We start from the raw sequence: 16549 nt of genomic DNA, 5'->3' as shown, positions 1-16549 counted from the left end.
GAAGTGCAGGCTAGCCGCAGAGCATTTGCTGCAGGACGGCCGGGTCGAGGGCGAGGAGCAGCTCTTCGAGTTCCTTCGGCCGGACGGCGTCGCCGATCACCTCCACGCCGTCGGCCGTGGGGCGGATGCGTAGCTTCACCTTCCGGCCTTCGGGATCGGCCGCGTACTCCTCGGGCGTGATGAGATCCGGGAGGGATTCGACGAATTCGCGTTTCGTCATGACGGCACCTCGTCCCATCGCCCAGGGATCGCTCGTGAGCAATGGGGGCATTTCCCATGGATGAGCGCGTTCTCCGCGAGCGCCCACACGTCCCTTCGAATCACGGCCTGGCCACAGCCCGCGCAAGATGTATTGCGTCCCTCGTCGCCGAGCGCGCGTTCGACGTACACGTGCGCGAGGCCGACGTCTTTCGCGATACGGACGGCGCGGCGGAGGAGGTCGGGGTGCGTCGGGGGTGATTCCTGGAGGCGGTAATCGGGGTGGAATCGAACGAGGTGCCACGGGGTCTCGGCACCGAAGGAAAAAACGAGCGCGGCGAGGGCGCGGAGGGAGGCGTCGTCCGTGTTCAGGCCCGGGATGAGCGGGGTCGAGATCTCGAGCCAGACGCCGCATTCTTTCCAGATCGAGAGGGCCTCGAGGACGGGCGCGAGGGGCGCGGCCGTGAGCTTGCGGTGCGAGGTTTCGGCGGGCGTCTTGAGATCGACGTTGGCGGCGAGCAGGGCCGGGGCGACGAGGCGGGCGGCGTTCGTCGTGACGAAACCGTTGGTCTTCCAAAGGATGGAGGGGCGAGCATCACCCCGGAGCGCCGCGACGTCGAGCGTCAGCTCGGCGGCGAGGACGGGCTCGGTGTACGAGAAGGCGAGGAGCGCGTGTTTGTCCGCGCATTCCGTGACGAGCTCCCGCGCCGTGACGGGCCGCGCGGTCCACGGCGCATCGTTTGTCCGACCATACTGCGAGAGGGAAAAATTCTGGCAATACGTGCAGGCGAACGTGCAGCCCGGCGCGGCCACGGTGAGGACGGTTTTTCCGGGATGAACGTGATACAGCGGCTTTCGCTCGATGGGCTGGGCGTGGAGGACGCTCGTCGCGTAGGTCGCCGTTTCCATCGTGTCGCCGCGCCTCTGCCGCACGTGGCAGCGGCCGCGATCGCCGTCCGCCAGCGCGCAAGCGAAGGGGCAGAGGGTGCAGGTGAGGCGCGCGTCATCCGTCCGGTAAAACCGCGCGGGGCGCCATTCCGGAGGAGACGTCACGCGAGCACCTGCCCGAGGGCGGCCGCGAGCAGGCCTTCATCGTCGGGGCCGAGGCAGACGGCGCGTTTGCAACGCCGCTGCCACGCGGGCTCCCGCGGGTGGCCCGGGTAATGGACGAAAAAGCCCGCGAGATCCTTCGGCGCGGGTACGTCGAGGTCTTCCTCGCCGAAGGAGGGATGCGAGAGGACGATGATCGTGGGCTCGAGCGGCCCGTGCATGGGCAAGGAAGCGCAGAGCTCGGCGGCGAGGGCCAGGGTTTTTCCGGTATGCACGGGCTCGTGCGCGCGGGCCGTGAGCAATTCGAAGAGGTCGGCGCGGTGCACGATCGCCCTCGCCTCGTTTGGGCCGCCGGCCGCGATGAAATAGGCGGGCAGGCCGACGTCGAGCAGGGACGCGGCGAGGGCGTGCGCGGCTTGCCGGAGCATGGCCTCGACGGGGCCGAAGGAGGTGGGCGAGACGTCGAGGACGAGGACGAGCGGGCGGAGGCGCGGCGGCTCGCGGCCGAAGCGGGCGCGGTAGAGCAGGCCGCCGGTGAGGGCGCGGTAATGCCGGAGATCGTCGGGCAACGCCCATTGCGAGGGGACGAGCTGGAGGAGGTTTCCCGCCGAGGAAAAACCCGAAGGTTCGAGCCACGGGCCCCGGGCCTCCGCGGCGCCGAGGCTCTGCGCGGGGACACGCAAGGCGAGGAGCCGGCGATCGAGGGCAATCCGAGGCGCGAGCTGAGACAACCGCCCGAGCATCACAAGCGGCAACGTGGGATCGTCGGCGCACGCCTCGGGGCCGAGGGAGCCGAGCAAAGCGAGCAGGCGATCGTCGACGGCGTCGAGGGCACGTTCGAGGTAGGCGAGCGGCAAGGGCGGCGCGTCGGGCTCGGAGGCGTCGCCGGCGAGCGCGTCGATGAGGGCGAAACGGATCTCGGCGGCGGAGATGTCGTTTGGCGGGGCGAACGAGGTGTCCTCGGAGTCGCGGAGCAGGAGCAAAACGAGCGCGATGCGGGCCCGCGGCGGCCAGCGGAGCGCGGCGAGGGCGCTCGCGCCGGGGTGCCGCGAGAGGCGCTGCGTGTCGGGGGAGGAGGCCTGTCCCGCGGTGAGGGCGAGCAAATCGCGGAGGAGCGAGAGCGGGGCCGATCGATTCACGCGGAGCAGGGCGACGAGCGCGCCCGGGAGCGGATCGAGATCGGCGGCGAGCGGGCCCGCGCTGAGGAGGCGCGGCGCGGGCGCCACGGCTTTCACGGTGGAGCGCGTGTCCCAGAGGCGCGCCGTGCAAGGGTGCGTCGACGCGAGCAGGGCGCCATCGGGCGAAAAGGCGAGGCGATAAGCGAATTCCTCGGGGAACTCATAACGGGCGAGCGGGAGGCCGGTGTTCGCGTCCCAGATTCGAATGGTGCGATCGGCAGAGCCGGAGGCGACGCGGCGACCGTCGGGGGACCAGGCGACGCAAAAGACGAGGCTCGTGTGACCCGTGAGGCGGAGAATGGGAGCCTTGGGATCGAGCCCGCAGATGACGACGTCCTTGTCCTCGGAGCCGGTGACGAGGCGATTTCCGCCGGGCGACCAGGCGACGCCGTGAATGTCGCCCCGATGATGTTCGTGGGTGGCGAAGAGGCCGCCCGGCACGTTCCAGAGGCGGAGTTTGCCGCCGGAGGCGCCCTCGGCGAGGAGCGGCGCCTCGGGGGCGAACGCGACGGAATAGGTCATCGACCAATGGCTCGGGCCGAACTCGGTCTGGGCCATCGTGTCGAGGTGCACGACCCGCGCCCCGCCCTGGCCGCCCATGGCGAGGTACGGGCCATCCTTCGAGAACGAGAGCTCGAACATGGCATTGCTGCCCTTGATCTGGCGGAGCGTCCTGCCGGTCTCGGCGTCGGCGACGAAAATGGAGCCGGTCTTGCGCGCGTAGGCGATCTGCTTTCCGTCGCGGGACATGGCGACGCATAAAATGCCGCGTCCGTATTCGGATTCGCTCTGCTCCCAGACGAGCGTGCCCGTGGGCAGCGCGAGGCGCCGGAGCTTGCCGTCGTCGCGGCCGAAATAGAGCGCGCGGCCGTCGGGGGCGAAGGTGACGGCGCCCGGGCCCTTGCCGAGGTAGCTCTCCGCGAAATCGTCGATGATGCCGAGCGAGGCCGCGCCCGTGGCGCCTTTGAAAGGGCCGACGGGGCCGATCGTCGTGACGTCCTCGGCCGCGGGCGCGCGCCCCACCGTGGCGGCCTGGCGCGCCACGTACGCGTCGAGCGCGGCTTTGCGTGCGTGCTGCGCCTCGCTCATGCCCCGGAGCTCCCGACCCCGGGTGTATCCGAATCCGAGGGGATTTGCTAAGGTTCTTTGCAGATGGCGAAGCGGGACACCGGGGAAGCGGCCCTCCGAGAGGCGTTCGACCGAGGCCTCGGGAAGGGGCGGGATCCGACGCGCCTGGAGCCCGGGTCGGACGGGAGCAGCCGGACCACGATCCGCTCGCCGTGGCTCGGAAAACCCTGCGCGCGCTGCAGGCACACGTTCCGGCGCGGGGATGTCGTGGAGCAAGCAACGGCGATGACGGACGAGGTTCGTCACGGCGGGGTTTGTCCGGACGAGGAGACGTCGTCCACGCTTACGTCGTCGCGGGAGCGCGAGGCGTTTTACGCGGGGGTCGCGTCCGCGCATCCGCCGCCGCCGGGGCTCTCGCTCGTGCGGCTCTTGCCGGGGGATCCGCGGCTCGTGGCGCCGGGGCCCGCGGGGCGGCGGCCTTCGTGCGTGATCTGCGGGCACACGCTCAGGCCGTTCGACGAGGTCGTGGTTTGTCCGTGCAGCCCCGAGGCGCCGCTCTGCCGCGGAGCCGTGCATCGCGACGCGATCCGGACGATGTATTGCTTCGACGAGTGGCAGAAGAGCAAGATCGGGCAGCATTGCCCCGTGACCTCGCGGAAGCTCACGTGAGCGGTTTGCCCGAGCGGTTCGCGCGGCACGCGCTCGTGCCGGGATTCCGGCAAGATCGGCTCGCCGCGGCGACCGTGGTGATCGCGGGCGTGGGCGCGCTCGGGAACGTGGTCGCGCAAGCGCTCGCGCTCGCGGGCGTGGGCAAGCTCGTGCTTTGTGATCCGGACGTGGTCGCGGCCTCGAATTTGAGCCGCGCGCCGCTGTTTCGCCCGGCGGACGTGGGGCGGCCGAAGGTGCTCGCGGCGAAGGAGATGCTCGCCGCGCTCGCGCCGGAGACGGTCGTGGAGGCGCGGCGCGCGGCGCTCGTTTCGGGCGTGGGGCTCGCGGAGATGCGGGATGCGTCGCTCGTCGTGGGTTGTCTCGACAGCCGCGCGGCGCGGATGTCGCTCGCGGGGCGTGCGGGGCTCGTGCGGGCGCGGTGGATCGACGCGGCGACGTCGGCGTGGGGCGGAGAGGTGCGGCCGTTTCTGGACCCGGACGGGCCGTGTTACGCGTGCGCGCTTTCGCCCGAGGAGCGCGCGAAGAGCGACGTTCCGTGGAGCTGCATGGATCCGCGGCGGCCCGCGGAACAAGGGGCGAGCGCGCCTGTGGCGGGCCTCGTGGGCGCGTGGGCGAGCGCGCTCGCGGCGCGGGTGATCATGGGCGAGCCCGCGGCGACGCACGCGGTGGTGATCGACGTGCTGCGCGGCGCGGCCGAGCCGCTCACGATCCAGCGCGCGCCCGATTGCCCGCTGCACGCGCCGATCGGGGAAGCGACGAGGATTCCGCTCGGGTGCGAGGCGACGGTGGGGGAGCTTCGCGCGGCGCTCGGGCCCGAGGCGCGGCCGCTCGCGTGGAGCCCGCTTCTGCAGCGGCTCGAATGTCCACGCGGGGATCACGTCGAGGAGGCGTGGGGCACGCGAGGGACCCGGGACTGCCCGCGCTGTGGTACCTTGATGCGCGCGCGGACGACGCTCCTCCTCGAAAGCGCGCCCGCGGGGGTGGTCTTGTCGGATCTGGGGGTGGCGCCGCGCGAGATCCTCGCGGTGCTCGGTCGATTCGGAATCACGTACGTGGAGCTTTCCTGATGTCGAACGCGGGACTTCTTCTGGACAGGGCGGAGGCCGTAGGCGAGCTCGGGCGCGTGGCGGAGACACGCGAAGACGCCCTCACGCTGCTCGGAGGCGCGATCCTCGCAGGCGTTCCCGGCCTCGAAGGCGCGCGCTTGCCGAGGTTCGAAGGGCAGCCGCGCGAGTATTTCGGGAAGGTCGCCGAGATCGTGGAGCAAGGCGGCGGGCGCGCCGGGGTCGCGGCGCTGCTCTCCGAGGCGTCGCGGCTTTTCCCCGGCAAGAGCGGCAAGGGTCGCGAGGCCGCCGCGGCGCGTGATTCCGCGCCCCACGCGCTCCCCATTTCGATCGCGCTGGAGGAGGATCTCGGCGACGAACAAATCCTCGCGATCGTGAAGGCGTCGCGCGGCGTCGCGGCCTCGCTCGGGCGAAGGGCGGCGCTCGATCTCGTGAGCCGCGAGGAAGGCGGCCTGTGCGTGTCCTTCGAAGGCGCGAGCGAGGCGGAGGCGGAGACGATCGTGCAGTCGCTCCGGGCCTCGATCGAGCCCTCGATGCGCGTTTCGGTCGCGCGCGAGAGCCACGCGTTCCGTGATTATTTCCTCGATCCGCTCGAGGCCGAGGGGCCGGATGGACAGCGGTTCGTGCTCGATCACGTGCGCGCTTCGACGCGGCTCGTGGACGTGGCGCAAGCGATCCTCGAAGCGTACGAGGAGGCGTTCTGGCCCATGGGCAAGGGCGAGAAGGCGCTGCCCGTCGTCGATCTGCGCCGGCCCGGCGAGCGCGGCGCGCGGCGGCTCTTCTCGCAGCAGACGTTGCACGACGCGGGCGTATTGCCCTTCGATCTGCTCGAAGTGCACCCGGAGCGGCGCGCGGGCAGCGTGAATCCGTTTCTGCTGACCGAAAGCCTCGCGATGGTGAAGAACCAGATCCTGGAGTTTGCCGCGACGCACCCAGGCTTCGAGGTGCAGGCGAACGCGCTCGACGTGCCGACGGAGTACCTCGTGCGGTTTCGCGCGCCGGGGTTCGCCCCGGGAGCGCCGCCGCGGCGGATCGAGGAGCACGAGGTCTTGCTCGTGATGCCGCCTGATTTCCCGGTGAAGGCGCCGGAGGCGTATTTCCAGCGCGAGGTGTTCCACCCGAACGTCGACGCGAAGACGGGGCTCGTTTGTCTGGGCGTGCTCGCGGAGAGCTACCGGCCGGGGCTGCATTTCGGTACGGTTTGTCAGATGCTCGTCGACATGGCGTCGTACCGGAACTACGAGCTGCGCGAGTTCTACAACGCCGAGGCCCACGCTTGGGCGTCTTCGCCCGAGGGGCAGGCCGCGATCGTGGCGATCGGCGGGCGCTCGCGGATCGAGCTCGAAGGCGGCGCGGTGCGGCGCGCGCGCAGCGTGAGGATCGAGCGGCTCTCGGCATGATCCGGGCGAAGAAGGCGTTCGGCGTGTCCCCGATCGAGGAGCCGCCGCCGCCCCTCCTGAAGAAAAGCGCGCTCGGTCCGCGCGCCCGCGCGTGGCCCGGAGAGGCGCGCGCGGAGGGGCCCGTGGACGTGTTCGTCCGGGAAAACGTGCGCGAGGCGCTCGGGGGATCGTGGGGATTTTCGCGCGAGGTGGAGGAGGGCGGGTTCTTGTTCGGGCAGGTGCATCGCGACGCGGAGCAGCCGTCGCGGTGGCTCGTCGTGGTGACGGAGGTGATCCGCGCCGAGCACGCAGAGGAGGCGCCGGACGCGCTCGTATTTTCGCCGGAGTCGTTCGCCTCGATGCGGCGTCACGCGGAGGCGGCGCGCGACGGGGCCTCGATCCTCGGGTGGTTTCATACGCACATCGTTACGGGGCCGGAGGATCGGGGGCTCTCCGTCGTGGACCGTGATCTGCACTTCTCCACGTTCCGGCGGCCCTGGCAGGTGGCGGCGCTCGTTTGCGTGGATCCGGCGCGGGATCCCGAGGGGCGCGAGGTCTCGGTGTTCGCGCGGCAGGGCGATTTCCTCGTGCCCTGCGCCGTGGAGGTGCTCGCGTGACCGAGCTCGAACCGGGGGCGTCGGGACAAACCACGGTGCGGATGTCGCCGGCCATGGCGATCGCGGCGGAGGTGATCACGTGGGCGAGCGCGCCCGGCGGAGCACGGCCGCGCGGGAAGGCGCCGCTCGGTGCGATGGGGTTTCTGTCGCTGCTCACGCCGCCCGAGGCCGTGCGATCCGCGGCGGCTGCGCTCGCCTCGATCCACGCGGCGAAGCTCGGCCTGCGCGCGCCGCCGCTCGGGGATGCGCGGTCCCTCGGGCCCGGGGGCGTCGTGCTCGCGGCGGCCGTGGGGCTCGCGGAGTCGCCCAGCGTGGCGGAGGCGCTCGCGGAGGCTTGTCCGGAGCTCTCGGGGGCGTGGGATCTCGTGCTGCGGGACGCGATCACCTCGCGCGCGCTGGCGACGTCGATCGACGCGGATCTCGCGGACATGCTGCGCGCGCGTTCACCGCTCTCGGCCGCGCTCGGCAGGCCCGCGCCCGGCGGGGACGACGAGACGATCGCGACGATCGCGGCGCTCGTTCGGCATCCGGACGGGAGAAGGTTGGTGGTCCAAACGTTCGCGCGGCCGGGCGTTTCGCGGGAGGTGCGGCGGTTTCGCGCGGCGGCGATGGAGCGGCTTCGCACGGGGGACGCGGGCTTGCTCGACCTGGTGATCGAGGTGTACGAGGCGGCGCTCGTGTTTCATCGGGAGCGCGTGATCGAGGAGATCACGGCGGCGCGTGGTGTGATCACCGGGCGCGGGGATGCGGAGGCGAAGATCGAGGACGCGCTCGCGGTGGCTTCGTTTTACGGCCCGCTCTGGCGGATCCGGCGGGCGCACGGCGAGCTTCTGCGGAAGCGCCACGGGCTCGATCTCGAAGGGATGCTCGAAGGAACGCGCCTGTATCAGCTCGGCGCGAATCTCTCCGGAGAGGACGCATGAGTCGGCCGCTCGTTTCGCTCGTGCCGCTCGGGGATGCCGAGGCGTTTCAGGATGCGCTGTTCAATGCGCAGGATCAGACGCTGCGGGTTTTGCTCGAAGCGTGGCCCGCGCTCTCCCTGGAGCCGCTCGTCGAGGTGCTCGATCGGCGCGTGTCGGACCTGCGGATCAAGGTGGTGGCGATCTCCGAGCGCACGCCGGTTTTCTGGCCGCCGGGGCTTCGATTGCCGACGGCTCCCGCGCGCCCGGAGCCGCCCGCGCCTGTGCCGGTCGTCGCGCCCGCGGCCGCAGCGCAGAGGCCTTCACCCGCGCCTGCGCGAGCGCCCGCCGCGCCCGCGACCGAGGGGCATCCGCAGGCGATCTCGGAGGCGCAGGCCGTGGAGATCGCGTACGGCGACGAGATCGAGCAGGTCGCGTCGTTCCTGCGGGCCGGCCTATCGGCAATGGTCATTTGTGACAAACTCGTCGTGCGACACCTGTGGCCGCGGATCGTGGCGGCCGCGCGGCTCGATCGGGTGGTGCTGGAGCTGCCGCCCGAGGAGGCGGAAGCGGGGATCGTGCCGCGGGGGCTCCGGCAGATGCAGATCGCGCGGCTGCGGGAGCTGATCTTCGGGCTGAAGGAGGGGCAGGTGCTGGTGCTGCCGCACCTCGATCTGCTCGTGGCGGCGACCGAGCGCGGGATGTCGAGCGAGGCGCGGGAGATCACGGAGCTTCTGTACGAGGCGCCGGATCGGCCGCTGCTCGCGTTCGTGGATCGGTCGCTCGTGGTGCCGGAGGTCGTGGCGGCGCGTTTTTCCGTGCGGATCTCGCTCTCGGGGTTGCCGCGGGAGGTGCCGGTGGACGGGCGGCGGGCGCCCGTGGGCGTGGCGCTCGTGACCCAGCGAGAAAGGGCGATGTTCGCCGATTACAAGCCGGCCGAGCTGTTCAAGCAGGTGGCGGGGCTCAATGCGATCCGCCTGCGGGACGCGATGGCGTACGCGGTGCAGATCGAGGCGCAGCGCGGGCATGGCCCGGACAACCCCTCGCGGGTCGCGCGCCTTTACGAGTCGATCCGCGTGTTCAAGGCGCAGACGTCCGAGGATTTCGTGATTCCCGATGTCACGATGGATGACATCGGGGGGTATGAAGACGTGAAAGGGCTGCTCGCGCGGGCGATCAAGCTGCTCGCCGGGGTGTTTCAGCTCCCGGACGACAAGCTCCGGCGCGAGCTCATTCCGCGGGGTTTTTTGTTCCACGGGCCGCCGGGGACGGGCAAGACGTTGTTCGCGAAGGCCATCGCGAACCAGATGAACGCGACGATCCGCGTCGTGTCCGGGCCGGAGGTCACGGACATGTACGTGGGCGAGAGCGAGCGGAAGCTCCGCGCGATCTTCGCCGAGGCGCGGCGAAATGCGCCGAGCGTGGTGGTGTTCGACGAGTTCGATTCGATCGCGGCGAAGCGCAGCGGGCGGGACGACGGCGGGAGCCGCGCCGGGAACGCGCTCGTCGCGCAGATCCTGACGGAGATGGATGGGTTCCGGCCCGACGTGCCGATGCTGGTGATTGGCACGACGAACCGGTTGAATTTGATCGACGAGGCATTGCTCCGGCCGAGCCGGTTTCAGCCGATCGCGATCGGGTTGCCCGACGAGGCGGCGAGGAGGCGCATCGCCGAGGTGCACGCAAAGCATTTTCGGATCGAGGCGAGCCCCGCGCTGCTCGACGTGATCGCGGAGGCGACGCACGGGATGAACGGGGATCAGATCCGGTCGATCTTTCGGGACGCGTGCGTCGGCCTGTTTTGCGAGACGCCGCCCGTCCCGCCGACGCCGGAGCGGCTCGGGTTTCTGGTCGGGAGGATTCGCGCGGCGGCCGACGAGCAAAGGCTCGAAGGGGCCGCGCCCATCGTGGCGGTGGCCGCGCGCGCGCCGTCGGGTCCGGGGCCGCGGCGGCCGTCGGGGGCCTTGTTCACGCTTTCGTCGGGGAATGGCCCCGGCGGAAATGGTACGTCCGGAGGAGGATCGACGTGAGTTATCCGGAGGCGACCCTTCGGACGGTGGATCGGCTCTCGCGGCTCGCGAAGGAGCTGAAGCGGCAGTTTTTCCTGCGCGACGAGGCGGTCGACATCCTCGTGCTCGGCGCGGTTTGTCACGAGCACGTGCTCTTGCTCGGGCCGCCGGGCACGGCGAAGAGTGACCTTTTGACGCGTTTCGCCGAGCAGATCGACGCGCCGCGGTTCCATTACCAGCTCACGCGGTTCACGGAGCCGGCCGAGATCTTCGGACCGATGGATCTGCCAGCCTTTCAGGAGGGGCGATACCACGTGCGCACGGAGGGGATGTTGCCTTCGGCGACGATCGCGTTCCTCGACGAGGTGTTCCAGGGCGGGAGCGCGATCCTGAACACGTTGCTCACGCTGGTGAACGAGCGCGTGTTCCACAATGGTCCCGTCCGGGAGCGGGTGCCGCTCATGTCGCTCGTCGGCGCGTCGAACGAGCTGCCAGACGATCCGACGCTGAAGGCGTTCGCCGATCGATTCGCGCTCCGGGTGCTGGCGCCGCCGGCGCCGGACGAGGGGCTCGGCGAATTGCTCGATCGAGGCTGGGATCTGGAAGTCGAGCGGCTCGACGCCGCGAAACGGAGCGAGCGCGGGGAGGGGACGGCCGTTTTGCCGATGCTGAAGGAATCGGCGGTGCGGGCGCTGCAACATCACCTCGCCGGGGTGAAGCTCTCCGAGGTGCGGCCGCTGTACGAGCAGATGCTGCGGGATACACGGGCGGAGGGGCTGGAGCTTTCGGATCGGCGGATCGTGAAGGGGCTGAAGCTCGTGGCGGGCGCGGCGCTCCTCGCAGGGCGGGAGCAGGCGGCGGTCGAGGATCTGTGGCCGATCAAGCACGTGTGGTCGCGACCGTCGGACGCGCCGATCCTGCGGCGCGTGGTGGAGACGCGGATGGCCGAGGCCGGAGGCGCGAAGGCGCCGCGGGCGCGCGGGCAGAGGCACATTCTCGCGGATCTCGAGACACTGGAGGAGCGCGAGGGGAGCTTGCGCGGGGAGACGGCGATCTCCGCGCATTTGATGGCGCTCAATCGGCTGCGGCGCGAGGTCATTCTGGATCATCCGGACGGGCGGGAGCTCCGGGAGCGAATCGAGGTCGTCGTGCGCCGCGTGCTCGCGCGGCTCGAGGAGGCGTGATGTGCAATCCGCGTCGAGTGGAGGTGACGGCGACACGCGCAATCGTGGAGGCGTGGGACCGTGAGGTCCGGCGCGCGGCGTCACGGACGGGGACGGTGCGCGGCGAGGTGAGGATCCGGCAATCGCTGGCCGCATCACTCGGCGCGCCGGCGCTGGCCGCGCTCGAGCGCGCGCTCGACGCGGTGGATATCGCGTGGCGGGAGGTCCCGGAGGGATATCGATACGACATCGACGGGGGATTTGCGCTTTATTCGCCGGACGATCGGAGCTTGACGATCGTGGCCACGCAAAGCGAAGAGGTGGTCGGTCGGGGCGAGGCGGAGAGGCGTTTGTCGGGGCGCGTGGAGGAGCGGATCTCGGCGCGCGGGATGGGGGCCTATTACGACGACGGATACAACGGCCGGACGCAGGAGGCGGCGGACGTGGAGGCGCAGGCCGCGGCGCAGGTCGCGCTCGATGCGGCGGCAAGGGCGCGCGTCGCGCAGGCGGCGAGTGATGCGGAGGCGGCCGTGCGCGCGGAGGTCGACGCGGAGGCGGCGCGCGCGGCGAATGCCGATTTCGAGGCGCGCGCGGCGGCGCGGCAAGCGGAGCTCCAGCGGCAAGTGGAGGCGCGCGCGGATCGGGTGTTTGCCGAGGCGCGGCGGGCGTTTCACGCGCTGCTCGCGCGGGCGTATCGGGACGCGCTGCTCGCCATGGCGCGGCACCGGGGGGCGGAGGGGATTTCGGTGCGCGAGGACGGGGATGTCCTCGAAATCGAGTTCGAGCTGCCGAGGTAGGAGGCGCGCCATGCCGACGCTCGTGCGATTTCGATTCAACAAGGTGACGGGGGAGGTCGAGGAGTTCCTGGTCGACGATCAGGATCGGAACCTGCCCGAGGCCGAGCACGACCGCATCGCCGCCGAGGTGGGGCGGTTCGTCGCGGCCTTTCCGCGGCTCGTGGAGGTGGGGCCGGAGGGCTCGCCCTTGCGCGAGGCCGGGGGCGCGCGCGAGGAGCCCGCCGAGGAGGCGGAAGGCGGGCCGCTCGTGCCGGAGGTCGAATGACGTCGCCGCGGGAGTTATGGGCGTCGGCCGGGCGGTGCTGGCTGTCGATCGGGGACGAGGACGAGGCGCTGCGGTGCTTCGAGGCGGCCGCGGCGTGGGGGAGCCTCGGGGTGCTGCACGAGAGAAAAGGGCGTTTTCTCGAAGCGGCGCTAGCTTACGAGCGCTCCCAGCAATGGGTGGACGCGGCGCGGTGTTTTCACGCGGCGGGCAAATGGGAGCCGGCCGGGCGGTGCCTCGCGCGGGCGGAGCTTCCCATGCGTCGTGCCTGGACGCTGGTGCACGAGATGGGGCTCGTGGCCGAGGCGGAGAAGGTGATCGACGCGGCGCCGATGCGTGACGTGGCGGAGACGGTTTCGATGACGCTCGTGCGCGCGCGGTGTGATGTTTCGCGCGGAGATCACGCGGCGGCGGCGAAGAAGCTCCGGGAGGTGTTTCCGGATCTGGCGCGGGTGTCGCCGGCGTCGGGATATCGGTGCGTGACGGAATGGGCGGTGCTGATCGGGGAATCGATGCGGCGGCCGGATCTGTCGGCGCTGGCGCTTGCCGCGGGGCCGCGCGGGGTCGAGGCGGATGAATTGTGGGAGCGCTGGTCTTCGCGGGTGTTCGGGGAGGTGGTGCCGCCGCCCTTCTCGCTGCACGCGCGGGAGGACGAGGAGGCAAACGCCGGATGAGCGAGGGCAAACCCCCGACGTTCTGGCAACGGCTCTTCGGGCGCGCAGGAGACGTGGCGCGATCGGACGAGGCGCCGGCGAGGGAAAGCCCGCCGCCGCCCCCACCGCCGCCGCCGCCCCCACCGCCGCCGCCGCCGCCCCCGCCTTCCCGGCGAAAGAAGGCGCCCGCGAATGTCACGCGGGTGGTGGCGCCGGCGACGCCGCCGGTGGTCGAATCGGCGCCATCGCCGCGGTCTGCCATTGCGCCTCCCGCCGCGGTTGCGCCAGCCGAGCCTCCGGCCGTGGCGGAGTTTTCCCAGGCGCCGGCCGGGCAAGCGATGGCGCTTCTGGAGGCGAATCTCTGCGGAGCGATGTTTCCCGGCGCGGGCGAGGCGCTCGCATTTCTCGGGGCGCTCGGCGGGGCGCGGCTCGCGGCGCGGGCGGTTTGTCGGAGAGGTCCACAAGGAAAGGTCTGGGTCGAGGCGGCCGCGCCGCCCGAGAAAGCGGCGATGCTCGCGCGTCTGGCCGGCGGGCGCGCATTCACGGGGCTCGTCGCAGGCGCCGGGGAGGAGCCGACCCTCGGCGAGCCGCGGGCATGGGTCGCCATGCAGCCGGATGGAAGACCGATGCCGCCGCGCGTTTTATTGCCACAAGGGCAATCGCGTACGGTGCTGGTCACGGGGCGCGAGGTGGAGCGGCTCGAGTGGACGCTCTGGAGCGCGCTGCCGCTGCCCGTCTTGCTCGAATCGACGTCGCTGCGCGCCGAGCGCGCGCGGGCGCGGAGTGAAATCGTGGCCGTGGTGCCGCCGGAGCTCGCGCGCTGGGTCGTGGGGCGCTGTCTCGCGCTCGGGCTCGTGGTGGAGCTCGCCCCGGCCGCGCGGCGCGAGATCGCCGAGGAAGGGGAGGGCGCAGGCGTCGTGTGGATGCGCGTGCACGCGCCCAAAGGCGTTGTGCCGGTGTCGTGGATTTCGCGGCTCGCGGATCTGCCGGGCGTGGTGGTCGCATATGCCGCGGGCGGGGACGCGCGGCTTTTCGTGGATGCGCGGTGCGACGCGCCGGCGTGGGCGCCGTTTTTTGCGTCGTTCCTCGGTCGAGACGAGGTGTGGGTGCTCGGCGCGGTGGACGTGGGGCATGCGCGCCTGCGTCTGCTCGGCGAAATGGTCTCCGGCGGATCACTCGTGACGCTGTCGGATCGAGCGGCGGCGCCGATCGAAATGGGGAGCGCGGAGGCGCGTTTGCCGGAGCCGATCCGAGTCGAGCTCGTGCACGACGGGCGCGCGGCGCGGATCGATGGCGTCTTGCTCGACGCGGACGAGCTCGCATGGGCGCGGCAATGGCTCGTGCGGCTGCCGGCAGGGGATGCGGTGTATCTCGCGTTCGGAGAAGAGCGGCACCTCTTGCTCGCGGCGGACGAGACCGCTTCGCGTGTGCCGTTCGGCATCGCGCTGTCGCGGATCGGCCCGGGAGGGATTTACATCGAGCAGGGGCTCGGGTTTTTCCCGGCCATGCCTCCCGAGGCGCGGCGCCGGGCCTTCGGCCCCAAAGAGGGCGAGCTCGTGGTCGTCACGCGCGGCGGGTCGTTCGTTTTTCGGATCGATTCGCTTTCGCCGGCCTGGTCGGCCTGGATCGCGGAGCCGCCGCCGATGCACGCCGAGCCGTTCGGTCATGCGTCCAGAAAGCTCGTGGAGATCGAGCGGCAGGCGCGCGCGGACGGCGAGCGCGCGGCTCGGAAGCTTCCCGTCGAATTCGACGTGCAGGACGGAGAGATCGACGCGCAGAAGATCCGCGAGCAAGCCGCGCGCGCCCTCGCCGGAGGGAGCCTCGCCCGCGCGGCGCAGCTCTACGAGCGAATCGGCGATCTCCGCGCTGCGGCGCAGCTCTACGAGCGCGCCGCGCGCGGCGAATAGATCGACGGAATCGAGACGCCCCCGACACGACGGGTTTTGCGCCCCAGGCATTCGTGTGTTTCGTGCGCCGTTCCCGCGTGCTCCTCCCGCCGGAGCATTGTAGGCTGGGTTACTTTGACGTGGTGCCGAAGGCGTGAAGCATGCGGCTTCGGCGAATGAAATAGGGAGGATGCATGCAACGACGACGGATGGCGGGCGTGGCGCTCGGCGTGGGGCTTCTGCTCGGTCTCGGGGCTTGTAGCAAGAACGATGAAACCAAGACCGAGACTTCGACGGGGCCGGCGGCCTCGGGTCCTGCGATGTGGTCGAACGCGCTCGGCGCCGACGGCAGGCAAGCAGGATGGTTCATCGGCGCGACCAAGACGGGCGAGCTCGTCCTGGTCGGGACGATGGAAGGCGCGGTGAAATTCGGCGACGCAGGGGCGCTGCAAGCGAAGACGAAGAGCGACATCTTCGTGGCGTGGCTCGGGCCGGACGGAAAGATCAAGCGCGCGCGGCGCTTCGGCGATTCGGGCCGCCACGTGCCCGTGGGCGTCGCCGTCGACGCGCAAGGCGGCGTGGTGATCTCGGGCCTCGCCGACGGGAACATCGATTTCGGCGGCGGGCCGCTCGCGGATCTCGGCGGCGGCGACGCCTTCCTGGCGTCGATCGGGCCGAACGGCGAATTCCGGTATGCGCTGCGCGTGGGCGACGCGATGATGCAAAATGGCGGCGAGGTCGTGCTCGCCTCCGACGGGAGCGTGTACTGGTCCGGTTCGTTCGACGGGACCATCGATATTGGCGGACAAACCCTGACGAGCGCCGGAAATTCGGATGTGTTCGTCGCGCGAATCGATAAAGCGGGCAAGGTCACCTGGGCGAAGTCGCTCGGCGGGGCAGGGACCGAGGCCGATGGCTCGCTCGTGATCGACGCGCAGGGCCAGATCCTCGTGTCCGGTTATTACGACGGCGCGCCGAACCTGGGCGCGGGCGCGTTGCCGGACACCGGCCAAACCGACGGCGAAATGCTCGTCGCGCTCGATTCCACGGGCAAGGTGCTGTGGTCGAAGGGCGCGCCGAACAAGACCGGCTTCTTCGGGTTCGGAATGCAGGCCGGTGAGAATGGGACGTTCCTCGTCGGCACCGTGGCAGGGTCGATCGATTTCCTCGGCAAGACGCTCACCGGGCAAGGCGGCTCGGGCGAGGGGCTCGGGGTGGTGCAGATCGACAGCACGGGCAAGGTGCTGCGCGCGGACGTGTTCCCGGTGGAGCGGCTCGGGCAGGTCTACGCGACGCCGGTGAAGGGCGGCGGTCTCGTCCTGGGTGGCCATTTCCAGGGCTCGATCGATCTCGGCGGGCAGAAGCTCACGAGCGCCGGGGAAGAGGATCTGTTCGTGGCCTGGATGAACCCGCAAGGGCGCATCGAGCGTCGCGAGCGGCTCGGCGGCAAGGAGCACGAGCGTCTCGGCGACCTCGCCGTGACGCCCGACGGGCACGTGGTGCTGACCGGTATGTTCGAGGGGACGATGAACCTCGGCGCCGGTGATCTCACGAGCGGCAAGGGGCCGGACGCGTTCGTCGCGTTCCTGCGGTAAGGACCAACGGAGCGCGTCGGGCTCGCTTTGGGCAGGGTGGGCCCGACGCGCTCGCTTTTCTT

General features: G+C 70.8%; 15 protein-coding genes. 12 read left to right on the top strand and 3 right to left on the bottom strand.

Annotated features, from left to right (window positions below):
* Positions 1-10: 10 nt before the first annotated feature.
* Genes QHF84_RS40630 through QHF84_RS40620 form a run of 3 tightly spaced genes read right to left on the bottom strand, consistent with a single transcriptional unit; the run spans position 11 to position 3515 of the window.
* Positions 11-220, bottom strand: a complete 210-nt coding sequence (locus tag QHF84_RS40630; RefSeq protein WP_281318956.1) for a radical SAM-modified peptide, FtsH ternary system-associated — start codon at positions 218-220, stop codon at positions 11-13.
* Positions 217-1251, bottom strand: a complete 1035-nt coding sequence (gene amrS, locus QHF84_RS40625) for an AmmeMemoRadiSam system radical SAM enzyme (protein ID WP_281318955.1) — start codon at positions 1249-1251, stop codon at positions 217-219. The genes QHF84_RS40630 and amrS overlap by 4 nt, the downstream gene beginning before the upstream one ends.
* Positions 1248-3515, bottom strand: coding sequence for a WD40 repeat domain-containing protein (locus tag QHF84_RS40620; protein WP_281318954.1), 2268 nt, complete (start codon positions 3513-3515; stop codon positions 1248-1250). Before QHF84_RS40620 ends, amrS begins: the two co-directional genes overlap by 4 nt.
* A 63-nt stretch (positions 3516-3578) precedes the next feature.
* Here QHF84_RS40620 and QHF84_RS40615 point away from each other — a divergent pair, with 63 nt between their 5' ends.
* From QHF84_RS40615 to QHF84_RS40560, 12 genes are all read left to right on the top strand, one after another.
* Positions 3579-4163, top strand: coding sequence for a hypothetical protein (locus QHF84_RS40615; RefSeq protein ID WP_281318953.1), 585 nt, complete (start codon positions 3579-3581; stop codon positions 4161-4163).
* Entirely contained in the window at positions 4160-5230 is a 1071-nt protein-coding gene (locus QHF84_RS40610; protein WP_281318952.1) for a ThiF family adenylyltransferase, read from the top strand. The genes QHF84_RS40615 and QHF84_RS40610 overlap by 4 nt, the downstream gene beginning before the upstream one ends.
* Positions 5230-6627: a ubiquitin-conjugating enzyme E2 gene (locus QHF84_RS40605; protein WP_281318951.1), complete on the top strand. Its 1398-nt coding sequence runs from the start codon at positions 5230-5232 to the stop codon at positions 6625-6627. Before QHF84_RS40610 ends, QHF84_RS40605 begins: the two co-directional genes overlap by 1 nt.
* Positions 6624-7223 (top strand): hypothetical protein, encoded by a 600-nt coding sequence (locus tag QHF84_RS40600; RefSeq protein WP_281318950.1) that lies wholly within the window; start codon positions 6624-6626, stop codon positions 7221-7223. Before QHF84_RS40605 ends, QHF84_RS40600 begins: the two co-directional genes overlap by 4 nt.
* On the top strand, positions 7220-8146 hold the full coding sequence (locus QHF84_RS40595) for a hypothetical protein (protein ID WP_281318949.1): 927 nt from the start codon (positions 7220-7222) through the stop codon (positions 8144-8146). Before QHF84_RS40600 ends, QHF84_RS40595 begins: the two co-directional genes overlap by 4 nt.
* Positions 8143-10152, top strand: coding sequence for an ATP-binding protein (locus QHF84_RS40590; RefSeq protein WP_281318948.1), 2010 nt, complete (start codon positions 8143-8145; stop codon positions 10150-10152). Before QHF84_RS40595 ends, QHF84_RS40590 begins: the two co-directional genes overlap by 4 nt.
* Entirely contained in the window at positions 10149-11315 is a 1167-nt protein-coding gene (locus QHF84_RS40585; RefSeq protein WP_281318947.1) for an AAA family ATPase, read from the top strand. Before QHF84_RS40590 ends, QHF84_RS40585 begins: the two co-directional genes overlap by 4 nt.
* Positions 11315-12091 carry a hypothetical protein gene (locus tag QHF84_RS40580; RefSeq protein ID WP_281318946.1) on the top strand — a complete coding sequence of 259 codons (777 nt, stop codon included), beginning with the start codon at positions 11315-11317 and terminating at the stop codon, positions 12089-12091. Before QHF84_RS40585 ends, QHF84_RS40580 begins: the two co-directional genes overlap by 1 nt.
* 10 nt (positions 12092-12101) lie before the next feature.
* The gene (locus QHF84_RS40575; protein ID WP_281318945.1) at positions 12102-12356 is read left to right on the top strand and encodes a hypothetical protein; all 255 of its coding nucleotides are present in this window, start codon (positions 12102-12104) and stop codon (positions 12354-12356) included.
* A complete protein-coding gene (locus tag QHF84_RS40570; RefSeq protein WP_281318944.1) occupies positions 12353-13027 on the top strand; it encodes a hypothetical protein in 675 nt (224 codons plus the stop codon). The genes QHF84_RS40575 and QHF84_RS40570 overlap by 4 nt, the downstream gene beginning before the upstream one ends.
* The gene (locus QHF84_RS40565) at positions 13024-14913 is read left to right on the top strand and encodes a hypothetical protein (protein WP_281318943.1); all 1890 of its coding nucleotides are present in this window, start codon (positions 13024-13026) and stop codon (positions 14911-14913) included. The genes QHF84_RS40570 and QHF84_RS40565 overlap by 4 nt, the downstream gene beginning before the upstream one ends.
* A gap of 173 nt (positions 14914-15086) precedes the next feature.
* Positions 15087-16487 (top strand): hypothetical protein, encoded by a 1401-nt coding sequence (locus QHF84_RS40560; protein WP_281318942.1) that lies wholly within the window; start codon positions 15087-15089, stop codon positions 16485-16487.
* Positions 16488-16549 lie beyond the last annotated feature (62 nt).

The organism is Polyangium sp. y55x31 (genome assembly GCF_029946505.1).
In the GTDB taxonomy this organism is placed as follows: domain Bacteria; phylum Myxococcota_A; class Polyangia; order Polyangiales; family Polyangiaceae; genus Polyangium.
This window is presented reverse-complemented; position numbering and strand designations above follow the sequence as displayed.

Coding starts and splice junctions, on each gene's coding strand:
- QHF84_RS40630 (WP_281318956.1), bottom strand. CDS start 220: ATGACGAAACGCGAATTCGTCGAATCCCTCCCGGATCTCATCACGCCC.
- QHF84_RS40620 (WP_281318954.1), bottom strand. CDS start 3,515: ATGAGCGAGGCGCAGCACGCACGCAAAGCCGCGCTCGACGCGTACGTG.
- QHF84_RS40615 (WP_281318953.1), top strand. CDS start 3,579: ATGGCGAAGCGGGACACCGGGGAAGCGGCCCTCCGAGAGGCGTTCGAC.
- QHF84_RS40605 (WP_281318951.1), top strand. CDS start 5,230: ATGTCGAACGCGGGACTTCTTCTGGACAGGGCGGAGGCCGTAGGCGAG.
- QHF84_RS40600 (WP_281318950.1), top strand. CDS start 6,624: ATGATCCGGGCGAAGAAGGCGTTCGGCGTGTCCCCGATCGAGGAGCCG.
- QHF84_RS40590 (WP_281318948.1), top strand. CDS start 8,143: ATGAGTCGGCCGCTCGTTTCGCTCGTGCCGCTCGGGGATGCCGAGGCG.
- QHF84_RS40580 (WP_281318946.1), top strand. CDS start 11,315: ATGTGCAATCCGCGTCGAGTGGAGGTGACGGCGACACGCGCAATCGTG.
- QHF84_RS40575 (WP_281318945.1), top strand. CDS start 12,102: ATGCCGACGCTCGTGCGATTTCGATTCAACAAGGTGACGGGGGAGGTC.
- QHF84_RS40570 (WP_281318944.1), top strand. CDS start 12,353: ATGACGTCGCCGCGGGAGTTATGGGCGTCGGCCGGGCGGTGCTGGCTG.
- QHF84_RS40565 (WP_281318943.1), top strand. CDS start 13,024: ATGAGCGAGGGCAAACCCCCGACGTTCTGGCAACGGCTCTTCGGGCGC.
- QHF84_RS40560 (WP_281318942.1), top strand. CDS start 15,087: ATGCAACGACGACGGATGGCGGGCGTGGCGCTCGGCGTGGGGCTTCTG.